General features: G+C 71.2%; 19 protein-coding genes. 7 read left to right on the forward strand and 12 right to left on the reverse strand.

Going from position 1 to position 19,157, the window contains the following annotated elements; genetic code table 11:
- Positions 1–15: 15 nt before the first annotated feature.
- From ACZ4EG_RS40295 to ACZ4EG_RS40310, 4 genes are all read right to left on the reverse strand, one after another.
- Positions 16–1,716: an acyl-CoA mutase large subunit family protein gene (locus tag ACZ4EG_RS40295; protein WP_363294318.1), complete on the reverse strand. Its 1,701-nt coding sequence runs from the start codon at positions 1,714–1,716 to the stop codon at positions 16–18.
- Between the two features lie 75 nt (positions 1,717–1,791).
- Positions 1,792–2,130, reverse strand: a complete 339-nt coding sequence (locus tag ACZ4EG_RS40300; RefSeq protein ID WP_453558917.1) for a DUF3817 domain-containing protein — start codon at positions 2,128–2,130, stop codon at positions 1,792–1,794.
- Positions 2,131–2,199: 69 nt separating this feature from the next.
- Entirely contained in the window at positions 2,200–2,709 is a 510-nt protein-coding gene (locus ACZ4EG_RS40305; protein WP_263212800.1) for a MarR family winged helix-turn-helix transcriptional regulator, read from the reverse strand.
- Positions 2,710–2,741: 32 nt separating this feature from the next.
- Positions 2,742–3,974: an MFS transporter gene (locus ACZ4EG_RS40310; RefSeq protein WP_467794162.1), complete on the reverse strand. Its 1,233-nt coding sequence runs from the start codon at positions 3,972–3,974 to the stop codon at positions 2,742–2,744.
- Positions 3,975–4,161: 187 nt separating this feature from the next.
- On the opposite strand from ACZ4EG_RS40310, the gene ACZ4EG_RS40315 reads away from it, so the two are divergent.
- Positions 4,162–5,142 carry an ArsR/SmtB family transcription factor gene (locus ACZ4EG_RS40315; protein ID WP_467794163.1) on the forward strand — a complete coding sequence of 327 codons (981 nt, stop codon included), beginning with the start codon at positions 4,162–4,164 and terminating at the stop codon, positions 5,140–5,142.
- Positions 5,143–5,161: 19 nt separating this feature from the next.
- Here the strand turns inward: ACZ4EG_RS40315 and ACZ4EG_RS40320 are convergent, their stop codons facing one another.
- The 5 genes from ACZ4EG_RS40320 to ACZ4EG_RS40340 all read right to left on the reverse strand — a co-directional run bounded on the left by ACZ4EG_RS40320 (position 5,162) and on the right by ACZ4EG_RS40340 (position 8,037).
- On the reverse strand, positions 5,162–5,812 hold the full coding sequence (locus tag ACZ4EG_RS40320) for a TetR/AcrR family transcriptional regulator (RefSeq protein WP_467794164.1): 651 nt from the start codon (positions 5,810–5,812) through the stop codon (positions 5,162–5,164).
- Entirely contained in the window at positions 5,809–6,489 is a 681-nt protein-coding gene (locus tag ACZ4EG_RS40325) for a DUF4166 domain-containing protein (RefSeq protein ID WP_467794165.1), read from the reverse strand. Before ACZ4EG_RS40325 ends, ACZ4EG_RS40320 begins: the two co-directional genes overlap by 4 nt.
- Complete coding sequence (locus ACZ4EG_RS40330) at positions 6,486–7,247, reverse strand: hypothetical protein (RefSeq protein WP_453558903.1); 762 nt, start codon at positions 7,245–7,247, stop codon at positions 6,486–6,488. The genes ACZ4EG_RS40325 and ACZ4EG_RS40330 overlap by 4 nt, the downstream gene beginning before the upstream one ends.
- Before the next feature lie 149 nt (positions 7,248–7,396).
- The gene (locus ACZ4EG_RS40335) at positions 7,397–7,690 is read right to left on the reverse strand and encodes an MTH1187 family thiamine-binding protein (protein WP_453558901.1); all 294 of its coding nucleotides are present in this window, start codon (positions 7,688–7,690) and stop codon (positions 7,397–7,399) included.
- Complete coding sequence (locus ACZ4EG_RS40340; protein ID WP_453558898.1) at positions 7,687–8,037, reverse strand: DUF3817 domain-containing protein; 351 nt, start codon at positions 8,035–8,037, stop codon at positions 7,687–7,689. Before ACZ4EG_RS40340 ends, ACZ4EG_RS40335 begins: the two co-directional genes overlap by 4 nt.
- 156 nt (positions 8,038–8,193) lie before the next feature.
- On the opposite strand from ACZ4EG_RS40340, the gene ACZ4EG_RS40345 reads away from it, so the two are divergent.
- The 4 genes from ACZ4EG_RS40345 to ACZ4EG_RS40360 all read left to right on the forward strand — a co-directional run bounded on the left by ACZ4EG_RS40345 (position 8,194) and on the right by ACZ4EG_RS40360 (position 10,850).
- Entirely contained in the window at positions 8,194–8,826 is a 633-nt protein-coding gene (locus ACZ4EG_RS40345) for an AIM24 family protein (RefSeq protein WP_467794199.1), read from the forward strand.
- 1 nt (position 8,827) lies between these two features.
- Positions 8,828–9,478 carry an AIM24 family protein gene (locus ACZ4EG_RS40350; protein ID WP_453558895.1) on the forward strand — a complete coding sequence of 217 codons (651 nt, stop codon included), beginning with the start codon at positions 8,828–8,830 and terminating at the stop codon, positions 9,476–9,478.
- A gap of 47 nt (positions 9,479–9,525) precedes the next feature.
- Positions 9,526–10,281 carry an AIM24 family protein gene (locus ACZ4EG_RS40355; RefSeq protein ID WP_467794166.1) on the forward strand — a complete coding sequence of 252 codons (756 nt, stop codon included), beginning with the start codon at positions 9,526–9,528 and terminating at the stop codon, positions 10,279–10,281.
- A 92-nt stretch (positions 10,282–10,373) separates the two neighbouring features.
- Positions 10,374–10,850: a MarR family winged helix-turn-helix transcriptional regulator gene (locus ACZ4EG_RS40360; RefSeq protein ID WP_363294306.1), complete on the forward strand. Its 477-nt coding sequence runs from the start codon at positions 10,374–10,376 to the stop codon at positions 10,848–10,850.
- Positions 10,851–10,894: 44 nt separating this feature from the next.
- On the opposite strand, the gene ACZ4EG_RS40365 is transcribed toward ACZ4EG_RS40360, so the two are convergent.
- From ACZ4EG_RS40365 to ACZ4EG_RS40375, 3 genes are all read right to left on the reverse strand, one after another.
- The gene (locus tag ACZ4EG_RS40365; protein WP_467794167.1) at positions 10,895–12,151 is read right to left on the reverse strand and encodes an MFS transporter; all 1,257 of its coding nucleotides are present in this window, start codon (positions 12,149–12,151) and stop codon (positions 10,895–10,897) included.
- 144 nt (positions 12,152–12,295) lie between these two features.
- A complete protein-coding gene (gene meaB, locus ACZ4EG_RS40370; protein ID WP_467794168.1) occupies positions 12,296–13,252 on the reverse strand; it encodes a methylmalonyl Co-A mutase-associated GTPase MeaB in 957 nt (318 codons plus the stop codon).
- 50 nt (positions 13,253–13,302) lie between these two features.
- Complete coding sequence (locus tag ACZ4EG_RS40375; protein ID WP_453558882.1) at positions 13,303–14,505, reverse strand: acetyl-CoA C-acetyltransferase; 1,203 nt, start codon at positions 14,503–14,505, stop codon at positions 13,303–13,305.
- A 149-nt stretch (positions 14,506–14,654) separates the two neighbouring features.
- On the opposite strand from ACZ4EG_RS40375, the gene mce reads away from it, so the two are divergent.
- Complete coding sequence (gene mce / locus ACZ4EG_RS40380; RefSeq protein ID WP_363294302.1) at positions 14,655–15,095, forward strand: methylmalonyl-CoA epimerase; 441 nt, start codon at positions 14,655–14,657, stop codon at positions 15,093–15,095.
- 211 nt (positions 15,096–15,306) lie between these two features.
- Complete coding sequence (scy, locus tag ACZ4EG_RS40385; RefSeq protein WP_467794169.1) at positions 15,307–19,155, forward strand: polarized growth protein Scy; 3,849 nt, start codon at positions 15,307–15,309, stop codon at positions 19,153–19,155.
- The last annotated feature ends 2 nt before the right edge of the window (positions 19,156–19,157 follow it).

Genomic DNA, 19,157 nt, shown 5'->3' on the forward strand with positions numbered 1-19,157 from the left:
GGTGGCGTGTGCTCGTCAGAAGCCCGCGGGCTCCGTGTACACACCCCACTCGTCCCGCAGCACCCCGCAGATCTCGCCCAGGGTCGCCTCGGCGCGTACGGCGTCCAGCATGGGCTCGATCATGTTGGAGCCGTCGCGTGCGGCGGCGAGCATCGCGTCCAGGGCCGTACGGACCCGGGCCTCGTCACGCGTGGTCCTGCGGGCGCCCAGCACCCGCACCTGCTCCCGCTCCACCTCGTGGCTGACCCGCAGGATCTCCAGGTCACCGGTGACGGAGCCGGTGTTGACATTGACGCCGACGACCCGCTTGTCTCCCTTCTCCAGGGACTGCTGGTAGCGGAACGCGGACTCCGCGATCTCGCCGGTGAACCAGCCGTCCTCGATCCCGCGCAGGATGCCGGAGGTGATCGGACCGATCGGGTGCCGCCCGTCGGGGTGGGCGCGCAGCCCCCGCTCCTTGATCTGGTCGAAGATCTTCTCCGCGTCGGCCTCGATCCGGTCCGTCAGCTGCTCGACGTACCAGGAACCGCCCAGCGGATCCGCCACGTTGGCGACCCCGGTCTCCTCCATCAGCACCTGCTGCGTGCGCAGGGCGATCTCGGCGGCCTGCTCGCTCGGCAGCGCGAGGGTCTCGTCCAGGGCGTTGGTGTGCAGCGAGTTGGTCCCGCCGAGCACGGCCGCGAGCGCCTCCACGGCCGTGCGCACCACGTTGTTGTACGGCTGCTGGGCGGTCAGCGAGACACCGGCGGTCTGGGTGTGGAAGCGCAGCCACTGGGCCTTGTCGGTCTTCGCGCCGTACACGTCCCGCATCCAGCGGGCCCAGATCCGGCGCGCCGCGCGGAACTTGGCGATCTCCTCGAAGAAGTCGACATGGGCGTCGAAGAAGAAGGACAGGCCGGGGGCGAAGACGTCCACGTCCAGGCCGCGGGACAGGCCCAGTTCCACGTAACCGAAGCCGTCCGCCAGCGTGTACGCCAGCTCCTGCGCGGCCGTCGCACCGGCCTCGCGGATGTGGTAACCGGAGACCGACAGCGGCTTGTAGGCGGGGATGCCGGCCGCGCAGTGCTCCATCAGGTCGCCGATCAGCCGCAGATGGGGCTCCGGCTGGAAGAGCCACTCCTTCTGGGCGATGTACTCCTTGAAGATGTCCGTCTGGAGCGTGCCGTTGAGGACGGACGGGTCGACGCCCTGGCGTTCGGCCGCGACCAGGTACATGCAGAAGACGGGGACCGCGGGTCCGCTGATCGTCATCGAGGTCGTGACATCACCCAGCGGGATGTCCTTGAACAGGACCTCCATGTCCGCCGCCGAGTCGATCGCCACTCCGCAGTGCCCGACCTCGCCCAGCGAGCGCGGGTCGTCGGAGTCGCGTCCCATGAGCGTGGGCATGTCGAACGCCACGGACAGACCGCCGCCGCCGGCGGCCAGGATCATCTTGTACCGCTCGTTGGTCTGCTCGGCGTTCCCGAACCCGGCGAACTGGCGGATCGTCCAGGTGCGGCCGCGGTAGCCGGTCGGATACAGCCCGCGGGTGAAGGGGTACTCCCCGGGCCAGCCGATCCGCTCGAAGCCCTCGTAGGTGTCCCCCGGTCGGGGTCCGTAGACCGGCTCCACGGGGTCCCCGGAGAGCGTGGTGAAGTCAGCGTCGCGCTTGCGTGCGGCGTCGTACCGGGCCTGCCAGCGGGTGCGGCCCTCATCGATGGCGTCAGCGTCCATACCATCGAATTTACTAGGACGTCCTAGTAAATGTCGATGGCAAACCGCCACGCGGTACTCGCGCGGCGGTGGAGCCTACGCCTTGGCGACGGCCGGGACCTGGTCGGCGACCTTGGCCTCCAGCTCGTGGGTGACCTTCCGCTCGACGAAGAACGCGGCGGTCGGGACGGTCCCCGCGAGCAGCACCCACAGCTGCTTGCCGACCGGCCACTTCGCCTTGGAGCCCAGGTCGAAGGCGAAGACGAGGTACACGACGTACAGCCAGCCGTGGGCGATGGCCACGACCCGGGTGAAGTCCGCCGCGCCGTCCATGTCCAGCCCGTACTTGGCGATCATGCTCAGGCACAGCAGCACGAGCAGCACACCGGTGACATAGGCCAGGACGCGGTAGCGGGTCAGCACGCTTTTCTTCATGCCGACGAGCGTAACCGCCCGTTCCGGGAGATCTTGTCCCGGGTCACCGCACGTCGACGTCGTGCCGGGTCACTGCTCGTCGAAGTCGTGTGCCGCGACCCGCAGCGGCCGCAGCATCGCGAAGATCTCCCCGCACTCCTCCGCGTCGTACGCCCCGAGCCCGAAGTCCATCGCCATCAGGTCCCGGGTGGCCGCCTCGACCACCTCGCGGCCCTTGTCCGTGATGACGGCGAGCGTGCCGCGCCCGTCGTTGGGGTTGGGCCGCTTGGCCACCAGACCCGACCTCACCAGCCGGTCCACGGTGTTCGTCACGGAGGTGGGATGCACCATGAGCCGCTCACCGATCTTCGACATCGGCAGCTCGCCGGCCTTGGAGAAGGTGAGCAGCACCAGCGCCTCGTAGCGCGCGAAGGTCAGTCCGTACGGCTTCACCACCGCGTCGACCTCGCCGAGCAGGATCTGGTGCGCACGCATGATCGAGGTGATCGCGGCCATCGACGGCACGTTTCCCCAGCGCTGCTTCCAGAGGTCGTCGGCACGGGCGATGGGGTCGAAGGGAAGACTGAGAGGCTTCGGCACGGCACCGACCCTACCGGCCGGTCATTTCGGGTTCAGCTCTGTCTCGGCCTTCGGTCGCCCGGAGCTTCCGTACGCCGGACCACGGCCGCCAGCGCACAGCAGCACACCGCGCCCAGCGCCCCGGCGCCCGCGACGGTCGCGGCCACGCCGACGAACTCGGCCGCCGCGCCCGCCAGGGCCATGCCCACGCCCTGGATCGTCATCATCCCCGCGCTGAGCACGGTCATCGCCCGGCCGCGCAGCTCCTGCGGCACGTCCCGCACGAACCACTGGTCCAGGCCCAGGGTGTACGCCGATCCGGCGCCGGAGAGCAGCAGCAGGAGCAGCGCGGCCGGCAGGCCGGGGTGCAGGGCGTAGCCGAGGTAGGGCAGCAGCAGCAGGCAGACCAGTGGCAGCGCGATCCGCTCGCGGGTCACGGGCCGCAGCCGGGAGCCCGCGAACACCTCTCCCGCGACCGTCCCCACGGGCAGGGCGCACATCAGCAGGCCGAGGCCGGTGGATCCGGCGCCGAGATCGTCGGCGTACGGCGCGGCCAGCGCCTCCGGGGCCACGGAGAACATGGGCGGCACCCAGGACAGGAGCAGCAGGACCAGCACCCGCCGGTCGGCGAACACCTGCCGGGTGCCCTGGCGATCCCCGGCCTCCCTGACCCGGGCGGGGCGCCGCCGGGTGCCGAGGCGCAGCAGCGCGGCCGAGGCCAGGAAGGTGCCCACGGTGATCAGCAGCGCGTGCCGGGGCACCACGACGGTGAGCAGCAGCCCGCCCAGCCCGTACCCGACCAGCAGCGAGCTCTGCGCGACGATCCGCAGCAGGGACCGGCCCAGCACGAACAGGTCGCCGTCGCCCAGGATGTCCGCGAGGGTCGCCATGCGCGTCCCCGCGAACACCGGCGAAACGACCGCGAGGCCGCAGCGCAGCGCGAGCAGGACGGCGATGTCCGCCCCCGGCAGCGCCATCAGCGCGACGCACCCCGCGCACACCAGATCGCACACCACCAGCACCCGCCGGGCCGGGAAGCGGTCGGCGACGCCCGAGAGCAGGGTGCCGCCGACGAGATACGGCAGAAAGCCGAGCGCGAAGGCGAGCGCGCTCATCAGCGGCGAGCCGGTGAGGTCGTACACGAGCACGGACAGCGCGATCTCGCTGACGATCACGCCGAGCATGGACAGCGTGTGAGCGGCGAAGACGACCCGGAACTCCGGCACGGCGAAGACACGGACATAGCCGGTGGGCCGCGCCACCGGTCTCTGTTGCACGACGGACATGAACGGCAGCGTGCAGGCGCCGGGGGCCCGCCCAGTAGAGATTCGGCGTGGGCCGAATACCCAGAAGCTCAGCTCCCGGTCCGCACCTCCACGACGGTGACCGATAGTTGTACGAAAGGAAGAGGGCTTCCTCGTCGGGCAGGGGGTCCTCTTCGGTTCTCATGTCGTCGTTCCGGGGAGGTCCGCCGTGCCGTCGCGCCTGCATTTCGAGGACGGGGACTTTCTCAGGTGCCGGTTCGCGGTGTCGCCGCTGTGGGAGACGCAGGACGCGGTGCGCACGCTCAAGCGCCCGGACCGGCACGGGTACCACGCGCCCTGGCTGCGCCGGATCCGCCGGGCGGCCGCCGGGCTCGATCTGGCCCCGCTGTGGCTGCTGATGCCGCGCCGCGGCCACTCCCCCGACTGGCTCGGCCCGCCCCCGCTCGGTCCCGCGGCCACCTTCGAGGAGGAGATCGCGGCCGTGCGCGCGGCCGATCCGCAGGCGGCCCGCGCGGACACGGCCCGGTCGCTCGCGGACACCCCCGGCGCGCTGGAGTCGCCGTACGGCCGGGCCTGGCTGGCCGACCCGGAGCGGATGGTGCGGGAACTGGCGGACGCGATGGAACAGGCCTGGCACGTCCTCGTCGAACCGGACTGGCCCCGGCTGCGCGCCCTGCTGGAGGCCGATGTCGCCTTCCACTCCCGGCGGCTGGCCGAGGTCGGCCTGGGCGGCCTGCTGCCGGAGCTCAGCCGGCGCTTCGGCTGGCACGCCGGAACGCTGACCGTCGAGTCGGCGGGCGAGTACGAGCGGCACCTCGGCGGGCAGGGCCTGGTGCTGATGCCGAGCGTGTTCAGCTGGCCGGACGTGGTCACCGGCTTCGAGCCGCCCTGGCAGCCCGCCCTGGTCTATCCGGCCCGCGGCATCGGCGGGCTGTGGTCCGAGCCCGCGGACCGCGCCCCGGACACGCTGGTACGGCTCCTGGGCCGTGGCCGGGCCGCCGTGCTCACGGCTCTGGACGAACCGTCGACCACCACCGCCCTCGCCCACCGCCTCGGGCTCGCCGCGTCCTCGGTGTCCGCGCATCTGACGGTGCTTCGGGACTCGGGCCTGCTCACCTCGCGACGCTATGGGCACCAGGTGCTGTACGAGCGGACACCGCTGGGGATCATGCTGGCGTCGGGCGAGTAGGGCGCCCCGCGAGGGGCCGTCAGCGGCGGCCGGCGCGACGCAGGTGGTGGCGGACCGCGCGCTGGGCGACGGGGCCCAGTTCCTCCAACGCGGCCACGAGGGCGCCGAGTTGCTCCAGGGCGTCGAGGGCGGCGTGGGCGCCGGTCTCGTCCACTCCCTCGTACAGCTCGATGCCGACGAACGAGGCGGCGAGGGCGCGCGCCAGGCCCGCCGGGTCGGTGAACTCACCGAAGGGGGTGTCGGCGAGCACCCGCCTGAGCACCTGCTCGATCTCGGTGATCCACAGGTCGAGGCCCGCGGCGGTGGCCGGACGGAGGATCTCGTGGGTCTGGGCACCGGCGAGCAGCTGGCCGAGGAGGGCCACATGCCCCCCCGCCCGCTCCTGTCCGTGTATCTCGCGGCCGACGGCGAGGAGTTCGGACAGGGAGGTGACGGTGGCGAGGCGGCCACGGTACCGGGCGACCGCCTTCTCGGCGCCGTAGCGGCAGGCGGCGGCGAGGAGTTCGTCCACGGATCCGAAGTGGTAGAAGACGAGCGCCTGATTGACTCCGGCGGCCGCCGCGACCGTACGGGCCGAGGTCTTGGCGATGCCCTGTTCGGTGAGCGTCCGCAGCGCGCCCTCCAGGAGTTTGGTCTTGGTCTCCTGGGACTTCACCGTCTCCGGGCTCATGCGCGGAACTCCTCGCGCACCGGGCGCAGACCGGGACGTACGCCGCAGGTCCGGATGTCCGTGTACGACACCGTGAACGAACCCTCGTAGCCGAAGAGCGGGCCGAAGTACTTGTTCACCACCCGCACGCGGATGCGGAAGCGGCCCGCCGCGTCGTCGTAGGACTCCCGCACCTCGGCCGTGGCGCCGATGAGTTCGGGCACCCGGACGTCGACCGCGCCCTCCCGGAAGCGGTGTTCGCCGGAGCGGATGAGCAAAGAGCCGTCGGGCTCGGCGCGGAAGTGCAGCTCGCTGGCGAGGTGCTGGTGGGTGCCGAGGTAGTCGAGGATGCGGTCCCCCTTGGGGCTCAGCACCATCTGGGCGTCGAAGCGGCGGGAGCGTCCGGGCAGGTCGAAGGTGCGCACGAACGTCACCGTCTCACGCCCGAAGGTGTCCGCGTAGGGCACATTCTCGATCTTGAAAGGAATGTTCCTGCCCGCGCGCGGGACCAGGATGTTGCGGGTGGTGCCGAGGGCCAGGAACGGCTTCACGAAGGCCCCGCCGTGCCAGATGCGGTCCATCACGCCCCGGCCGGTGCAGGCCTCGCCGCTCGCCAGGCCCACCGAGAACCGGCGCCTCAGCTGCGGGTGGAGGCGGTCGAAGTCCGGGCCCATGACGGTGCGGAACATCGAGCTCATGACGGGTTCTCCAGGGTGCACAGAAGCCGGGGGGCGCGCACGCGCGAGGGCGGGGTGCGCAGACAGCGGCGGGCGGCCGGGGTGCCCGAGCGGGGTGCCATGAAGAGGGCCAGGGAGATCGCGACGAGGAGGAGGAGCGGGCACAGGAAGGCCACGGCGGGCGCGAGCGCGCCGAGCAGGCCGACGAGGGAGCCGAGGCCGAGGCCGGCGCAGCCGGCGGCGAGCACGAGCGCGCGGACCGCCAGCTCGGCGAGCCAGTTCAGCAGCGCCCGCTCGGGGGTGATCCCGCGCTCCAGCCACAGCCGCAGCCGGTCGAAGGACCACGCGGTCGCCCAGCCCATCAGCGGGCGGAACAGCAGCCGGTCCGCGAGCGCCCCGAAGGCGCCCCAGCGGGGGCGGTAGTCGTAGCCGGTGAGGAAGCGCACGCCGTCGGCCTCGGGGACGTAGCGCCAGTAGCCGCTGCCCTCGGCGATCAGCGAGAGCGGGTGCGGGGAGGTGAAGCGCAGGGCGGAGGTGCGGGTGCCGTCGGGGCGCTCCTTCTCGCCGGCGGAGACCCCGGTGCCGGAGACGGTGAGGAACGGCAGGAGGCGCGTGGCGTACCGGAAGCGCTGTGGCTCGCCCTCCGCGCGCGGGAGGAGGTCGATCTCGGTGAACCGGAGGTCCCAGCGCTGATGCCGGGCGGGGTCCTGGGTACGGGTCCACAGCTCTTCGAGGTCGGCGCGTATACGCGCCTCGATATAGAGCGCCTTGCTTGCCATTCGGTGTTCCCCCATGCCGGCCAGGTTTTTGAGCGACTGCTCAAACTATCCGACCAGGAAAATACACCTCTTTGAGCGATCGCTCAAAGAGTGGGTACGAGAAAACCCCGGCCCTGGGGACCGGGGTTTCGCGCGGGACTCCGGTCCGGCTATCCGGCCAGATGGCGCTCGACCGTCTCCACCTTGGAGGTGAGGCCGTCGGTCACACCGGGACGGATGTCGGCCTTGAGGACGAGCGACACGCGCGGCGTGCGCTCCTCCACGGCGGCGACGGCACGCTTCACCACGGCCATGACCTCGTCCCACTCCCCTTCGATGGAGGTGAACATGGCGTCGGTGCGGTTGGGCAGCCCCGACTCGCGGACGACACGCACGGCGTCGGCGACGTACTCCCCCACGTCCTCGCCGACGCCCAGGGGCGTCACGGAGAAGGCGACGATCATGCGTTCACGATCCCTTCTTTGCGGGCGCGGGCGGCGATGACCGCGTCCTCGGCCTCGCGGCGGAGCCTTCGCTCGGCGATGAAGCCGCCGCCGGGGATGATCGAGTACGCGAAGTAGAGGGCGGCCGTCTTCCGGTCCCACTTGGCGCGCTTCAAGGCGTCCAGCCAGAAGATCACGTACAGGATGAACAGCACACCGTGGATCGGCCCGAGCCACCGGGCGACGTCGACGCTGGAGGTCACCGTGTACTTGATGACCGTGCAGGTGGCGAGCACGATCCAGGAGATGCCCTCCGGTACGGAGACCAGGCGCAGGCGGCGGATGGCGGTGGCGGTCTTGATGTCCACGGATCACCTTCGGTGGGAGGGGAGGTCGACGGTTCGTGCGGCGCGGTTTGTGAACGCAAGCACAAACGTTTGCCCATTGTGGCAAACGCCCCACCGGTCCCGGGGAGAGGGGTCTGTCCGTCATCGGTCGTCCGCCGCTACCTTCGCTGCGTGGCGATGTTCCGACTTCAAGGAAGCAAGGTTCTCGCCGTCGACATGACCGGGGATGCCGTGAAGGCGAAGAACGGCTCGATGGTCGCGTACGACGGGCAGATGGCCTTCAAGAAGCTGAGCGGCGGCGGTGAGGGGCTCCGGGGGATGGTGACCCGGCGGCTCACCGGCGAGCAGATGACCGTGATGGAGGTGAAGGGACACGGGACGTGCTGGTTCGCGGACCGTGCGTCCGAGATCAACCTCGTGAATCTCCAGGGGGACAAGCTCTACGTGGAGTCGAGCAATCTGCTCGCCACCGACGCCGGGCTGCGCACGGGGACGACCTTCACCGGGCTGCGGGGGGCCTCCCAGGGCAACGGGCTGTTCACGACCACGGTCGAGGGGCACGGGCAGGCGGCCATCACCTCCGACGGGCCGGCCGTCGTGCTGCGGGTCAGCTCCCAGTACCCGCTGATCGTCGACCCGGGGGCCTACATCGCCCACCAGGGGAACGTACGGCAGTCCGTCCAGTCCGGTGTGACGTTCCGCACGTTCTTCGGCGAGGGCGGCGGCGAGGCCTTCCAGATCCGGTTCGAGGGGGACGGCCTGGTGTACGTGCAGCCGAGCGAGCGGAACACGATCGCGGGGGACGTGTGAGATGGCCCTTCGGGAGATCAATTCCAAGATGGTCGAGGCCACGGTGCTGCCCGGCCAGCGGTTGTTCAGTCAGCGCGGGGCCATGCTCGCATACAAGGGCGACGTCTCCTTCACACCCAACATCCAGGGCGGCCAGGGCGGGATCATGTCGATGATCGGCCGCCGGGTGGCGGGCGAGGCCACCCCGCTGATGACCGTGGAGGGCAGCGGCACCGTCTTCTTCGGGCACGGCGGCCACCACGTACAGGTCATCAACCTCTCCGGCGACACCCTCTACGTGGAGGCCGACCGGCTGCTCGCCTTCGAGGGCACGCTCCAGCAGGGCACGATGTTCATGGGCTCGCAGGGCGGGGTCATGGGGATGGTCCGGGGGCAGGTGACGGGGCAGGGGCTGTTCACGACCACCCTCAAGGGGCACGGGGCCGTCGCCGTGATGGCGCACGGGGGCGTGTTCGAGATTCCCATCACTCCACAGCGCCCGGTCCATGTCGATCCGCAGGCCTACGTCGCCCACCACGGCGACGTGCGCAACAAGCTGTCGACCGCGCTGGGCTGGCGCGACATGGTGGGGCGCGGCTCCGGCGAGGCGTTCCAGCTGGAGCTGAGCGGAAGCGGCACGGTGTACGTCCAGGCCTCGGAGGAGAAGCTGTGACCACGTATCCGGGGGGCGGGGCGGCCGGCCCCGTGATCCACGACCCCATGACGCTGCCCGTCGACGACAACGTCAACAAGTACACGTTCTGCGTGGAGCTCAAGAGCGGGCAGTGGTTCCTGCAGAAGGGGAAGATGATCGCCTACTACGGGGCGATCGAGTTCAACGGCGTCGGGCACGGTCGACTCGACCGACTTGTCCGTACGTCGTTCCATTCGCCTCTGCACGCGAGCGACTGGGTCGTGGCGGAGGGCTCGGGCAAGATGCTCCTCGCCGACCGGGCCTTCGACGTGAATTCGTATGACTTGGACGACGGCAACCTGACCATTCGCTCGGGCAACCTGCTCGCTTTTCAGCCAAGTCTTGCGCTCAAACAGTCGATCGTGCCGGGTTTTCTGACCCTTATCGGAACCGGCAAGTTCGTGGCCGCGTCTAACGGCCCGGTGGTGTTCATGGAACCTCCGATCCGGGTGGACCCTCAGGCGCTGGTCGGGTGGGCCGACTGCCCCTCGCCGTGCCACCACTACGACCACGGTTACCTGACCGGCGTAATGGGCGGTCTACGTGCAATGACGGGTCTTGGCGGGGCCTCCGGGGAGGAGCACCAGTTCGAGTTCGTGGGGGCGGGTACCGTCCTGCTCCAGTCGACCGAAACCCTCATGGCCGAGCAGGCCGCGGGAGCGGTTCCGCACGAGCCCGGAGTACCCGGTGGCAGCGGGGTACCCGGAGGTCACGGACAGCCTCCGGGCGCACCGCGCCTTCCCGGACAGCTGGGGGACCTCCAGCGTCGCTTCGGGCTGTGAGCGGTAGTCTGCGGAGTGTGACGTCGAACGCGTGCGCACTGTCACACCACCCTCACTAGTTCATCTTTCAACTTCTTAGGTAGACTTCATTCATGGAGACCGACACGGCCACGCGCTGGCTGACCGATGCGGAGCAGTGCGCCTGGCGCACCCACCTGGAGGTCAACAGGCTGTTGACGTACCAGCTCGAAAAGGATCTGCAGCCGTTCGGCCTGACAATGAACGACTACGAGATCCTGGTGAATCTGTCCGAGTCGGAGGACGTACGGATGCGGATGAGCGACCTCGCGTCCGCCACCCTCCAGTCCAAGAGTCGTCTCTCGCACCAGATCACACGCATGGAGAACGCGAACCTCGTGCGGCGCGAGAACTGCGAGTCCGACCGCCGCGGGCTCTATGCGGTGCTCACCGAGCACGGCATGGAGACGATGCAGAAGGTCGCGCCGCATCATGTGGCGTCCGTGCGGAGGCATTTCATCGATCTGCTGTCGACGGATGCGCTGGCGGAGCTGGACAAGGCGCTGAAGCCGATCGCCGAGCATCTGCGGGGGCAGCGGGGGCGTCCCTGACGGCGGTCCGAGCGAAGCGGCAGCCTGGCGGCAGGCGGGGTGGTTCAGGTCCCGTCTGCCGTTTGCTGTCCGGCGGTGAGGCCGGCCCGGGTGGGCGCGGCGGGGCGGCAGGCCGACGCCGTCACCACGGCCACCGCGCCCGCCAGCACGAAGCACGCCCACAGCGGGACTCGGCCGATCAGCAGGCCGGCCGTCACCGAGCCGGTCGAACTGCCCGCGTTCACCGCCGCGTTCACCCAGGCCCCCGCCCGGGTCCGGGTCGTCTCCTGCGCCGTCTCCTCCGCGAGGAGGTACGCCGTCGTCAGGGTCGGGGCCACGAAGGCGCCCGCGCAGGTCATGGCGGCGGCGAGGGTCCATGGCCCCGGCGCGAGGCCCGCCAGGGAGAGGGTCACGCCCGCGCCCGCCATGAACCACGGCAGGCGTTCCCGCGCCGGGGCGCGCCAGGCGATCGCCCCGTTCAGCAGGCCGCCCGCCGCGCTGCCCGCGGAGAGGGCACCGAGGATCCAGGGGACCACCGCGTCGTCGTACGACCGCTGCCGCGCGTAGGCCGTCACCAGCAGCTCCACAGCGCTCAGGGCGAGGCCCAGGCCCGCCGCCGCGGCCATGGGTTGAAGCAGTCCCGGTGGGAATCCGCGCCCCCGGCGTACGCCCCCCGGCTTCGGGCCCCCGGTGCCGTGCACCGCCGGTGACGTCACGAACGCGCAGGTCCCGGTCACCATCAGCGCGGCGCTGAGCAGCAGCCCCACGGGCGGCGGACCGAAGCGCAGCAGGACGCCCACCAGGGCCGGCCCGGAGACGAACAGCAGTTCCTCCGCCACGCCGTCCAGGCTGTAGGCGCGCTGCAGAAGCCGCCGGTCACCGACGAGTTCGGCCCACACCGCGCGCATGGTGGGGCCGAGCGGGGGCGCGCAGGCGCCGGTGAGGGCGGTGACAGCGGCGAGCGTTGCCGGGGATGCTCCGGGACGCCAGGTCAGGGCCGCCAGTGCGCAGAGCAGGGCGCTGTGGGCCACCGCCATGGGGAGCAGGGAGCGGCGCGGGCCGTAACGATCGACGAGCGCCGCCCGCACGGGCATCAGCAGGACCGCCGAGGCGCCGAAGACGGCCATCACGGCGCCCGAAGCGGCGTACGAGCCGGTGGCCCGGGTCACCGACAGCAGCACGGACAGCGCGACCGTGCCGTAGGAGAGGCGGGCCGCCAGGGCGGCGGCGAAGGTGCGGCGCGCGTGCGGGACGCGCAGGACGGCGGCGTACGAGGGCCGCCGTGAGGTGGGGGCGGGGCATGGCGAAGCGGGCGCGGACATGCGTGCGGTTCCTCGGAAGGAGACGGAGCGGGGACACCTGACCGTCCTCGACAACATGCGGTCGTCGCGGCGCGGTGTGCGCTCTACGCCAAGGAGAGGAACATGCGGATCAAATTAGCAGCCGCGCCTCGGGGTTGGCGACCGTCAGCGCTCCGTCAGGCTTTCCACCAGTTCGTCCGCCGCACGGTACGGGTCCAGCTCCCCCGCCACGATGCGCTCCGCCAGCGCACCGAGGTGGCGGTCGCCGTGCAGGTCGCCGATGCGCTCGCGCAGGGCCGTGACCGCGATCGTCTCGACCTCACGGGAGGCGCGGGCCAGCCGGCGCTCGGCCAGGACGCCCCGCTCCTCCATCCACGCCCGGTGCTTCTCCAAGGCTTCCACGACCTCGTCGACGCCCTCGGCGCGGGCCGCGACCGTCTTGACGATCGGCGGGCGCCAGTCGCCGGGGCCGCGGGACTCGCCCAGACCGAGCATGTGGTTCAGTTCGCGGGCCGTGGCGTCGGCGCCGTCGCGGTCTGCCTTGTTGACCACGTACACATCGCCGATCTCCAGGATTCCGGCCTTGGCCGCCTGAATGCCGTCGCCCATCCCGGGCGCGAGGAGGACGACGCAGGTGTCGGCCTGGGAGGCGATCTCCACCTCCGACTGGCCCACGCCGACCGTCTCGACCAGGATCACGTCGCAGCCTGCCGCGTCCAGGACGCGGATCGCCTGCGGCGCCGACCAGGCAAGGCCCCCCAGATGGCCGCGGGTGGCCATGGAACGGATGTAGACGCCGGAGTCGGAGGCGTGCTCCGACATCCGGACGCGGTCACCGAGCAGGGCTCCGCCCGAGAAGGGGGACGACGGGTCGACGGCCAGGACACCGACCCGTTTGCCCTGTTTGCGGTACGCGGTCACCAGCGCCGAGGTGGACGTCGACTTGCCGACGCCCGGGGAGCCGGTGAGACCGACCACATAGGCGTTGCCGGTCAGCGGCGCGAGCGTCGCCATGACCTCCCTGAGCTGCGGGGACGCCCCCTCCACCAGGGAGATCAGCCGGGCCACGGCCCGCGGCCGGCCTTCCCTGGCCTGGGCCACCAGAGAGGAGACGTCCTGCATCACAGCTCCGTTCGCTTACGAGACGTACCGCTTGCTTGTCGTACGGGGACTCAGGCCTTGGGTACCCGGACGATCAGCGCGTCACCCTGACCGCCGCCACCGCACAGCGCGGCCGCGCCGACCCCGCCGCCGCGCCGCTTCAGCTCCAGCGCCAGGTGCAGCACGAGACGGGCACCGGACATACCGATCGGGTGACCCAGGGCGATGGCGCCGCCATTGACATTCACCTTTTCGGTGGAGACGCCAAGGTCCTTCATTGACTGGACCGTGACCGCGGCGAACGCCTCGTTGATCTCGACGAGGTCCAGGTCGGAGACCTCCAGGCCGTCCTTCTTGAGGGCGTGCAGGATGGCGTTGGAGGGCTGGGACTGGAGCGAGTTGTCCGGGCCGGCCACGTTGCCGTGGGCGCCGATCTCCGCGATCCACTCCAGGCCGAGCTCCTGGGCCTTGGCCTTGCTCATCACGACCACGGCCGCCGCACCGTCCGAGATCTGCGAGGAGGTGCCGGCGGTGATCGTGCCGTCCCGGGTGAACGCCGGGCGCAGCTTGCCCAGGGACTCCGCGGTCGTGTCGCCGCGGATGCCCTCGTCCTTGCTGAAGACGACCGGCTCGCCCTTGCGCTGCGGGATCTCGATCGGGGTGATCTCGGCCTCGAAGATGCCGTTCTTCTGCGCTGCGGCGGCGCGCTGGTGCGACAGCGCGGCGATCTCGTCCTGCTCGGGACGCTGGATGCCCAGACGCGTGTTGTGCTTCTCCGTGGACTCGCCCATGGCGATTCCCTCGAAGGAGTCGGTCAGACCGTCGTGCGCCATGCAGTCGAGCATCTCGATCGCCCCGTACTTGAAGCCCTCGCGGGACTTCGGCAGCAGGTGGGGCGCGTTGGTCATGGACTCCTGGCCGCCGGCGACCACGATGTCGAACTCGCCGGCGCGGATCAGCTGGTCGGCCAGCGCGATCGCGTCGAGGCCGGACAGACACACCTTGTTGACGGTGAGCGCCGGGACGCTCATCGGGATGCCGGCCTTGACCGCGGCCTGGCGCGCCGGGATCTGCCCCGCCCCGGCCTGCAGCACCTGACCCATGATCACGTACTGCACCTGGTCGCCGCCGATCCCCGCACGGTCGAGGGCTGCCTTGATCGCGAAACCGCCGAGGTCGGCCCCGCTGAATGACTTGAGCGAGCCGAGCAACCGCCCCATCGGAGTGCGGGCACCCGCGACGATGACGGAGGTCGTGCTGTTCGTTCCTGACATGAGGTGCGATCCCCTTCCAGCTGCACAAAGCTGAGGAGTGAACGAGGGTTTACTTCGAATGTACTGAGCGGTACTGCACCCCGTCATCGGGCCGTCGGTGTGATCGCGCGCACGTTGCGTAACCACCTTCGGAGCGCTGCACTGAATCCATGCTGACGCGAATCGACCACATCGGGATCGCCTGTCATGACCTCGACGCGACCGTCGAGTTCTACCGGGCCACGTACGGCTTCGAGGTTTTCCACTCCGAGGTCAATGAGGAGCAGGGCGTACGCGAGGCCATGCTCAAGATCAACGATACGTCCGACGGCGGGGCTTCGTACCTCCAGCTGCTCGAACCGACCCGGGAGGACTCCACGGTCGCGAAGTGGCTGGCGAAGAACGGCGAGGGCGTCCACCACATCGCCTTCGGTACGGCGGATGTCGACGCCGACGCCGCGGACATCCGTGACAAGGGCGTACGCGTTCTGTACGAGGAGCCACGGCGCGGTTCCATGGGGTCGCGGATCACTTTCCTGCATCCCAAGGATTGTCACGGTGTCCTGACAGAACTGGTCACTTCGGCGCCTGTTGAGTCACCTGAGCACTGACCCTCGTACATAGGGGCCGGTAGGGTTGGGGGCGGTCGTCGCCACCACGCGGGCGGCCGCATGCCGGGGTCCGGGTTTCGGGGGGCGAGCGTCGGGCAGCAGAGCCCGTGCACCGCCGTTGATCTGACACCATTCCCCGGGGGCCCCGTTCGGCGGATGGACGGAGCTCGTTTGGACAGGCCTGCTACCAGGGGACGGATGGGACCGCGCAGTGCGGGGCTACGAGAGCCAGGAGCGAGAGCCGGCGGCTGACGTCGACCACCTCTCTCGGTTCGAGGCCGAGATGAAGCGGCTGAAGACCGAGCGGGAAAAGGCGATCCAGCACGCCGAGGACCTCGGCTACCAGGTCGAGGTGCTGCGCGCCAAGCTGCACGAGGCACGGCGCACCATCATGTCCCGGCCCGCTTTCGACGGCGGTGACATCGGCTATCAGGCCGAGCAGCTGCTGCGGAACGCGCAGATGCAGGCCGACCAGCTGCGCATGGACGCCGAGCGCGAGCTGAGCCAGGCCCGCGCGCAGACCCAGCGCATCCTCCAGGAGCACGCCGAGCAGGCCGCCCGCCTGCAGGCCGAGCTGCACGCCGAGGCCGTGGCCCGCCGCCAGCAGCTGGACCAGGAGCTGGCCGAGCGCCGGCAGACCGTCGAGTCGCACGTCAACGAGAACGTGGCGTGGGCGGAGCAGCTGCGGGCCCGTACGGAGTCCCAGGCCCGCCGGCTGCTCGACGAGTCCCGTGCGGAGGCCGAGCAGGCCATGGCGGCCGCGCGTGCCGAGGCCGAGCGGCTGACCGACGAGGCCCGGCAGCGGCTGACGAGCGACGCCGAGTCTGCGCGCGCGGAGGCCGAGCAGCTGCTGCGCCGGGCCCGGACCGACGCCGAGCGCCTGCTGAACGCCGCGTCCACCCAGGCCCAGGAAGCCACCGACCACGCCGAGCAGCTGCGCAGCTCCACCGCGACGGAGTCGGACACCGCCCGCCGCCAGGCGAGCGAGCTGAGCCGGGCCGCCGAGCAGCGCATCGCGCAGGCCGACGAGGCGGTGCGCAAGGCGCAGGCCGAGGCCGAGAAGCTGGTCACCGAGGCCAAGGAGGCCGCCGCCAAGGCGCTGACCAGCGCGGAGTCGGCCAACGAGCAGCGTACGCGCACGGCCAAGGAGCAGGTCGCCCGGCTGGTCAGCGAGGCCACGAAGGAGGCCGAGGCCACCAAGGCGGACGCCGAGCAGATCGTCGCGGACGCCCGCGCCGAGGCGGAGAAGATCCTCGCCGAGGCCGGCGAGAAGGCCCGCAGCGTCACCGCCGAGGAGACCGCCTCCCAGCTGGGCAAGGCCGCGAAGACCGCCGAGGACGTCCTCGACAAGGCCTCGGAGGAGGCCCGGAAGACCACCAAGGCGGCCGGCGAGGAGGCCGAGCGGATCCGCCGTGAGGCGGAGGCCGAGGCGGACCGGCTGCGCGCCGAGGCGCACGACCTCGCCGAGCAGCTCAAGGGCGCGGCGAAGGACGACACCAAGGAGTACCGCGCCAAGACGGTCGAGCTGCAGGAGGAGGCGCGCCGGCTGCGCGGCGAGGCCGAGCAGCTGCGTGCCGACGCGGTCGCCGAGGGCGAGAGCATCCGTGCCGAGGCCCGGCGCGAAGCCGTCCAGCAGATCGAGGAGGCGGCCAAGTCCGCCGAGGAGCTGCTGTCCAAGGCGAAGGCCGACGCGGACGAGCTGCGGCAGAGCGCCACGACGGACAGCGAGAAGGTCCGTACGGAGGCCATCGAGCGCGCCACCACGCTGCGCCGGCAGGCCGAGGAGACCCTGGAGCGCACCCGCAAGGAGGCCGAACGGCACCGCGCGGAGGTCGAGGAGCAGGCCGAGGCGCTCAAGGAGGAGGCCGAGCGGGCCGCGCGCGAGCTGCGGGAGGAGACCGAGCGCGCGGTGGAGGCCCGGCGACTGGAGGCGGCCGACGAGCTGACCCGGCTGCGCACCGAGGCCGAGGACCGGCTCACCTCCGCCGAGCAGGCGCTGTCCGACGCCCGCGACGAGGCCGCCCGCATCCGCCGGGAGGCCGCCGAGGAGACCGAGCGGCTGCGCGCCGAGGCCGCCGAGCGCATCCGTTCGCTCCAGCAGCAGGCGGAGACCGAGGCCGAGCGGCTGCGCACCGAAGCGGCGGCGGACGCGTCCGCGTCCCGCGCGGAGGGCGAGAACGTCGCCGTGCGCCTGCGCTCGGAGGCCGCGGCCGAGGCCGAGCGGCTGAAGTCGGAGGCTCAGGACACCGCCGACCGGGTACGGGCGGAGGCGCAGGCCGCCGCCGAGCGCCTCGGCACCGAGGCGTCCGAGACGCTGGCCGCCGCGCAGGAGGAGGCCGTCCGGCGCCGCCGCGAGGCCGAGGAACTGCTCGGTTCCGCCCGGCAGGAGGCCGACCAGGAGCGCGAACGGGCCCGCGAGCAGAGCGAGGAACTGCTGGCCTCCGCACGCAACCGGGTGGAGGAGGCGCAGGCCGAGGCCGTCCGGCTGGTCGAGGAGGCCGACCGGCGCGCCACCGAGATGGTGTCGGCGGCCGAGCAGCACGCCCAGCAGGTCCGGGACTCCGTCGTCGGTCTGCACGAGCAGGCACAGGATGAGATCACCGGCCTGCGTTCCGCCGCCGAGCACGCGGCGGACCGTACGCGCCGGGAGGCCGAGGAGGAGGCGGACCGCGTCCGCGCCGACGCCTACGCCGAGCGGGAGCGGGCAAGCGAGGACGCGACCCGCGTACGGCGCGAGGCGAACGAGGAGTCGGAGGCGGCCAAGAGCCTCGCCGAGCGCACGATGGCGGAGGCGATCGCCGAGTCCGAGCGGCTGCGTTCGGACGCGGCGGCGCACGCCCAGCGGGTGCGGACGGAGGCGTCCGACACCATCGCCCAGGCGGACCAGGACGCGGCGCGCACCCGGGCGGACGCCCGCGACGACGCCAACCGCATCCGCTCGGACGCGGCGATGCAGGCGGACACCCTCATCACCGAGGCGCGTTCCGAGGCGGAGCGGCTCCAGACCGAGACGATCGCGGAGGCCGACCGGGTCCGGGCGGAGGCCATCGCCAAGGCCGAGAAGCTGATCACGGACGCCACCGGGGACGCGGAGCGGCTGCGCGCCGAGGCCGCCGAGACGGTCGGCTCCGCACAGCAGCACGCCGAGCGGATCCGGAACGAGTCCGAGCGGCTCAGGGCGGACGCGGAGGCGGCGGCCGAGCGGCTGGTCTCGTCCGCGCGCAAGGAGGCCGAGCGGACGCTGGACGAGGCCCGCAAGGACGCCAACAAGCGGCGCTCCGAGGCGGCCGAGCAGGTCGACACACTCATCACGGAGACCACGGCCGAGGCCGACAAGCTGCTCACCGAGGCGCAGCAGCAGGCGCTGCAGACCACCGCGGACGCCGAGTCGCAGGCGGACACCATGGTCGGCGCCGCCCGCAGCGAGGCGGAGCGCCTCGTCTCCGAGGCGACGGTCGAGGGCAACGGGATGGTGGAGAAGGCCCGTACGGACGCGGACGAGCTGCTCGTCGGCGCCCGCCGGGACGCCACCGCCATAAGGGAGCGCGCGGAGGAGCTGCGCGACCGCATCACCAGCGAGATCGAGGGGCTGCACGAGCGGGCCCGCCGCGAGGCCGCCGAGACCATGAAGTCCACCGGCGACCGCTGTGACGCGCTCATCAAGTCCGCCGAGGAGCAGCACGCCAAGGCGCAGGCGAAGGCCAAGGAGATCGTGTCGGAGGCCAACTCCGAGGCGGGCAAGGTCCGGATCGCGGCCGTGAAGAAGGCCGAGACGCTGCTCAAGGAGGCCGAGCAGAAGAAGGCCACGCTCGTCCGGGAGGCCGAGGAGCTCAAGGCCGAGGCGATCCGCGAGGCCAAGAAGACGGTCGAGGAGGGCAAGCGCGAGCTGGAGATCCTGGTGCGCCGCCGCGAGGACATCAACGCGGAGATCTCCCGTGTCCAGACCGTGCTGGAGGCGTTGACCTCATTCGAGGCGCCGAGCACGGGCAAGGACGGCGGCGTCAAGGCGGGGGCAACGATCGGGACGCCTCGTTCGGGTGGCAAGTCTTCGGATGACTAGCC

It is taken from the genome of Streptomyces sp. NPDC025638 (assembly GCF_055558775.1).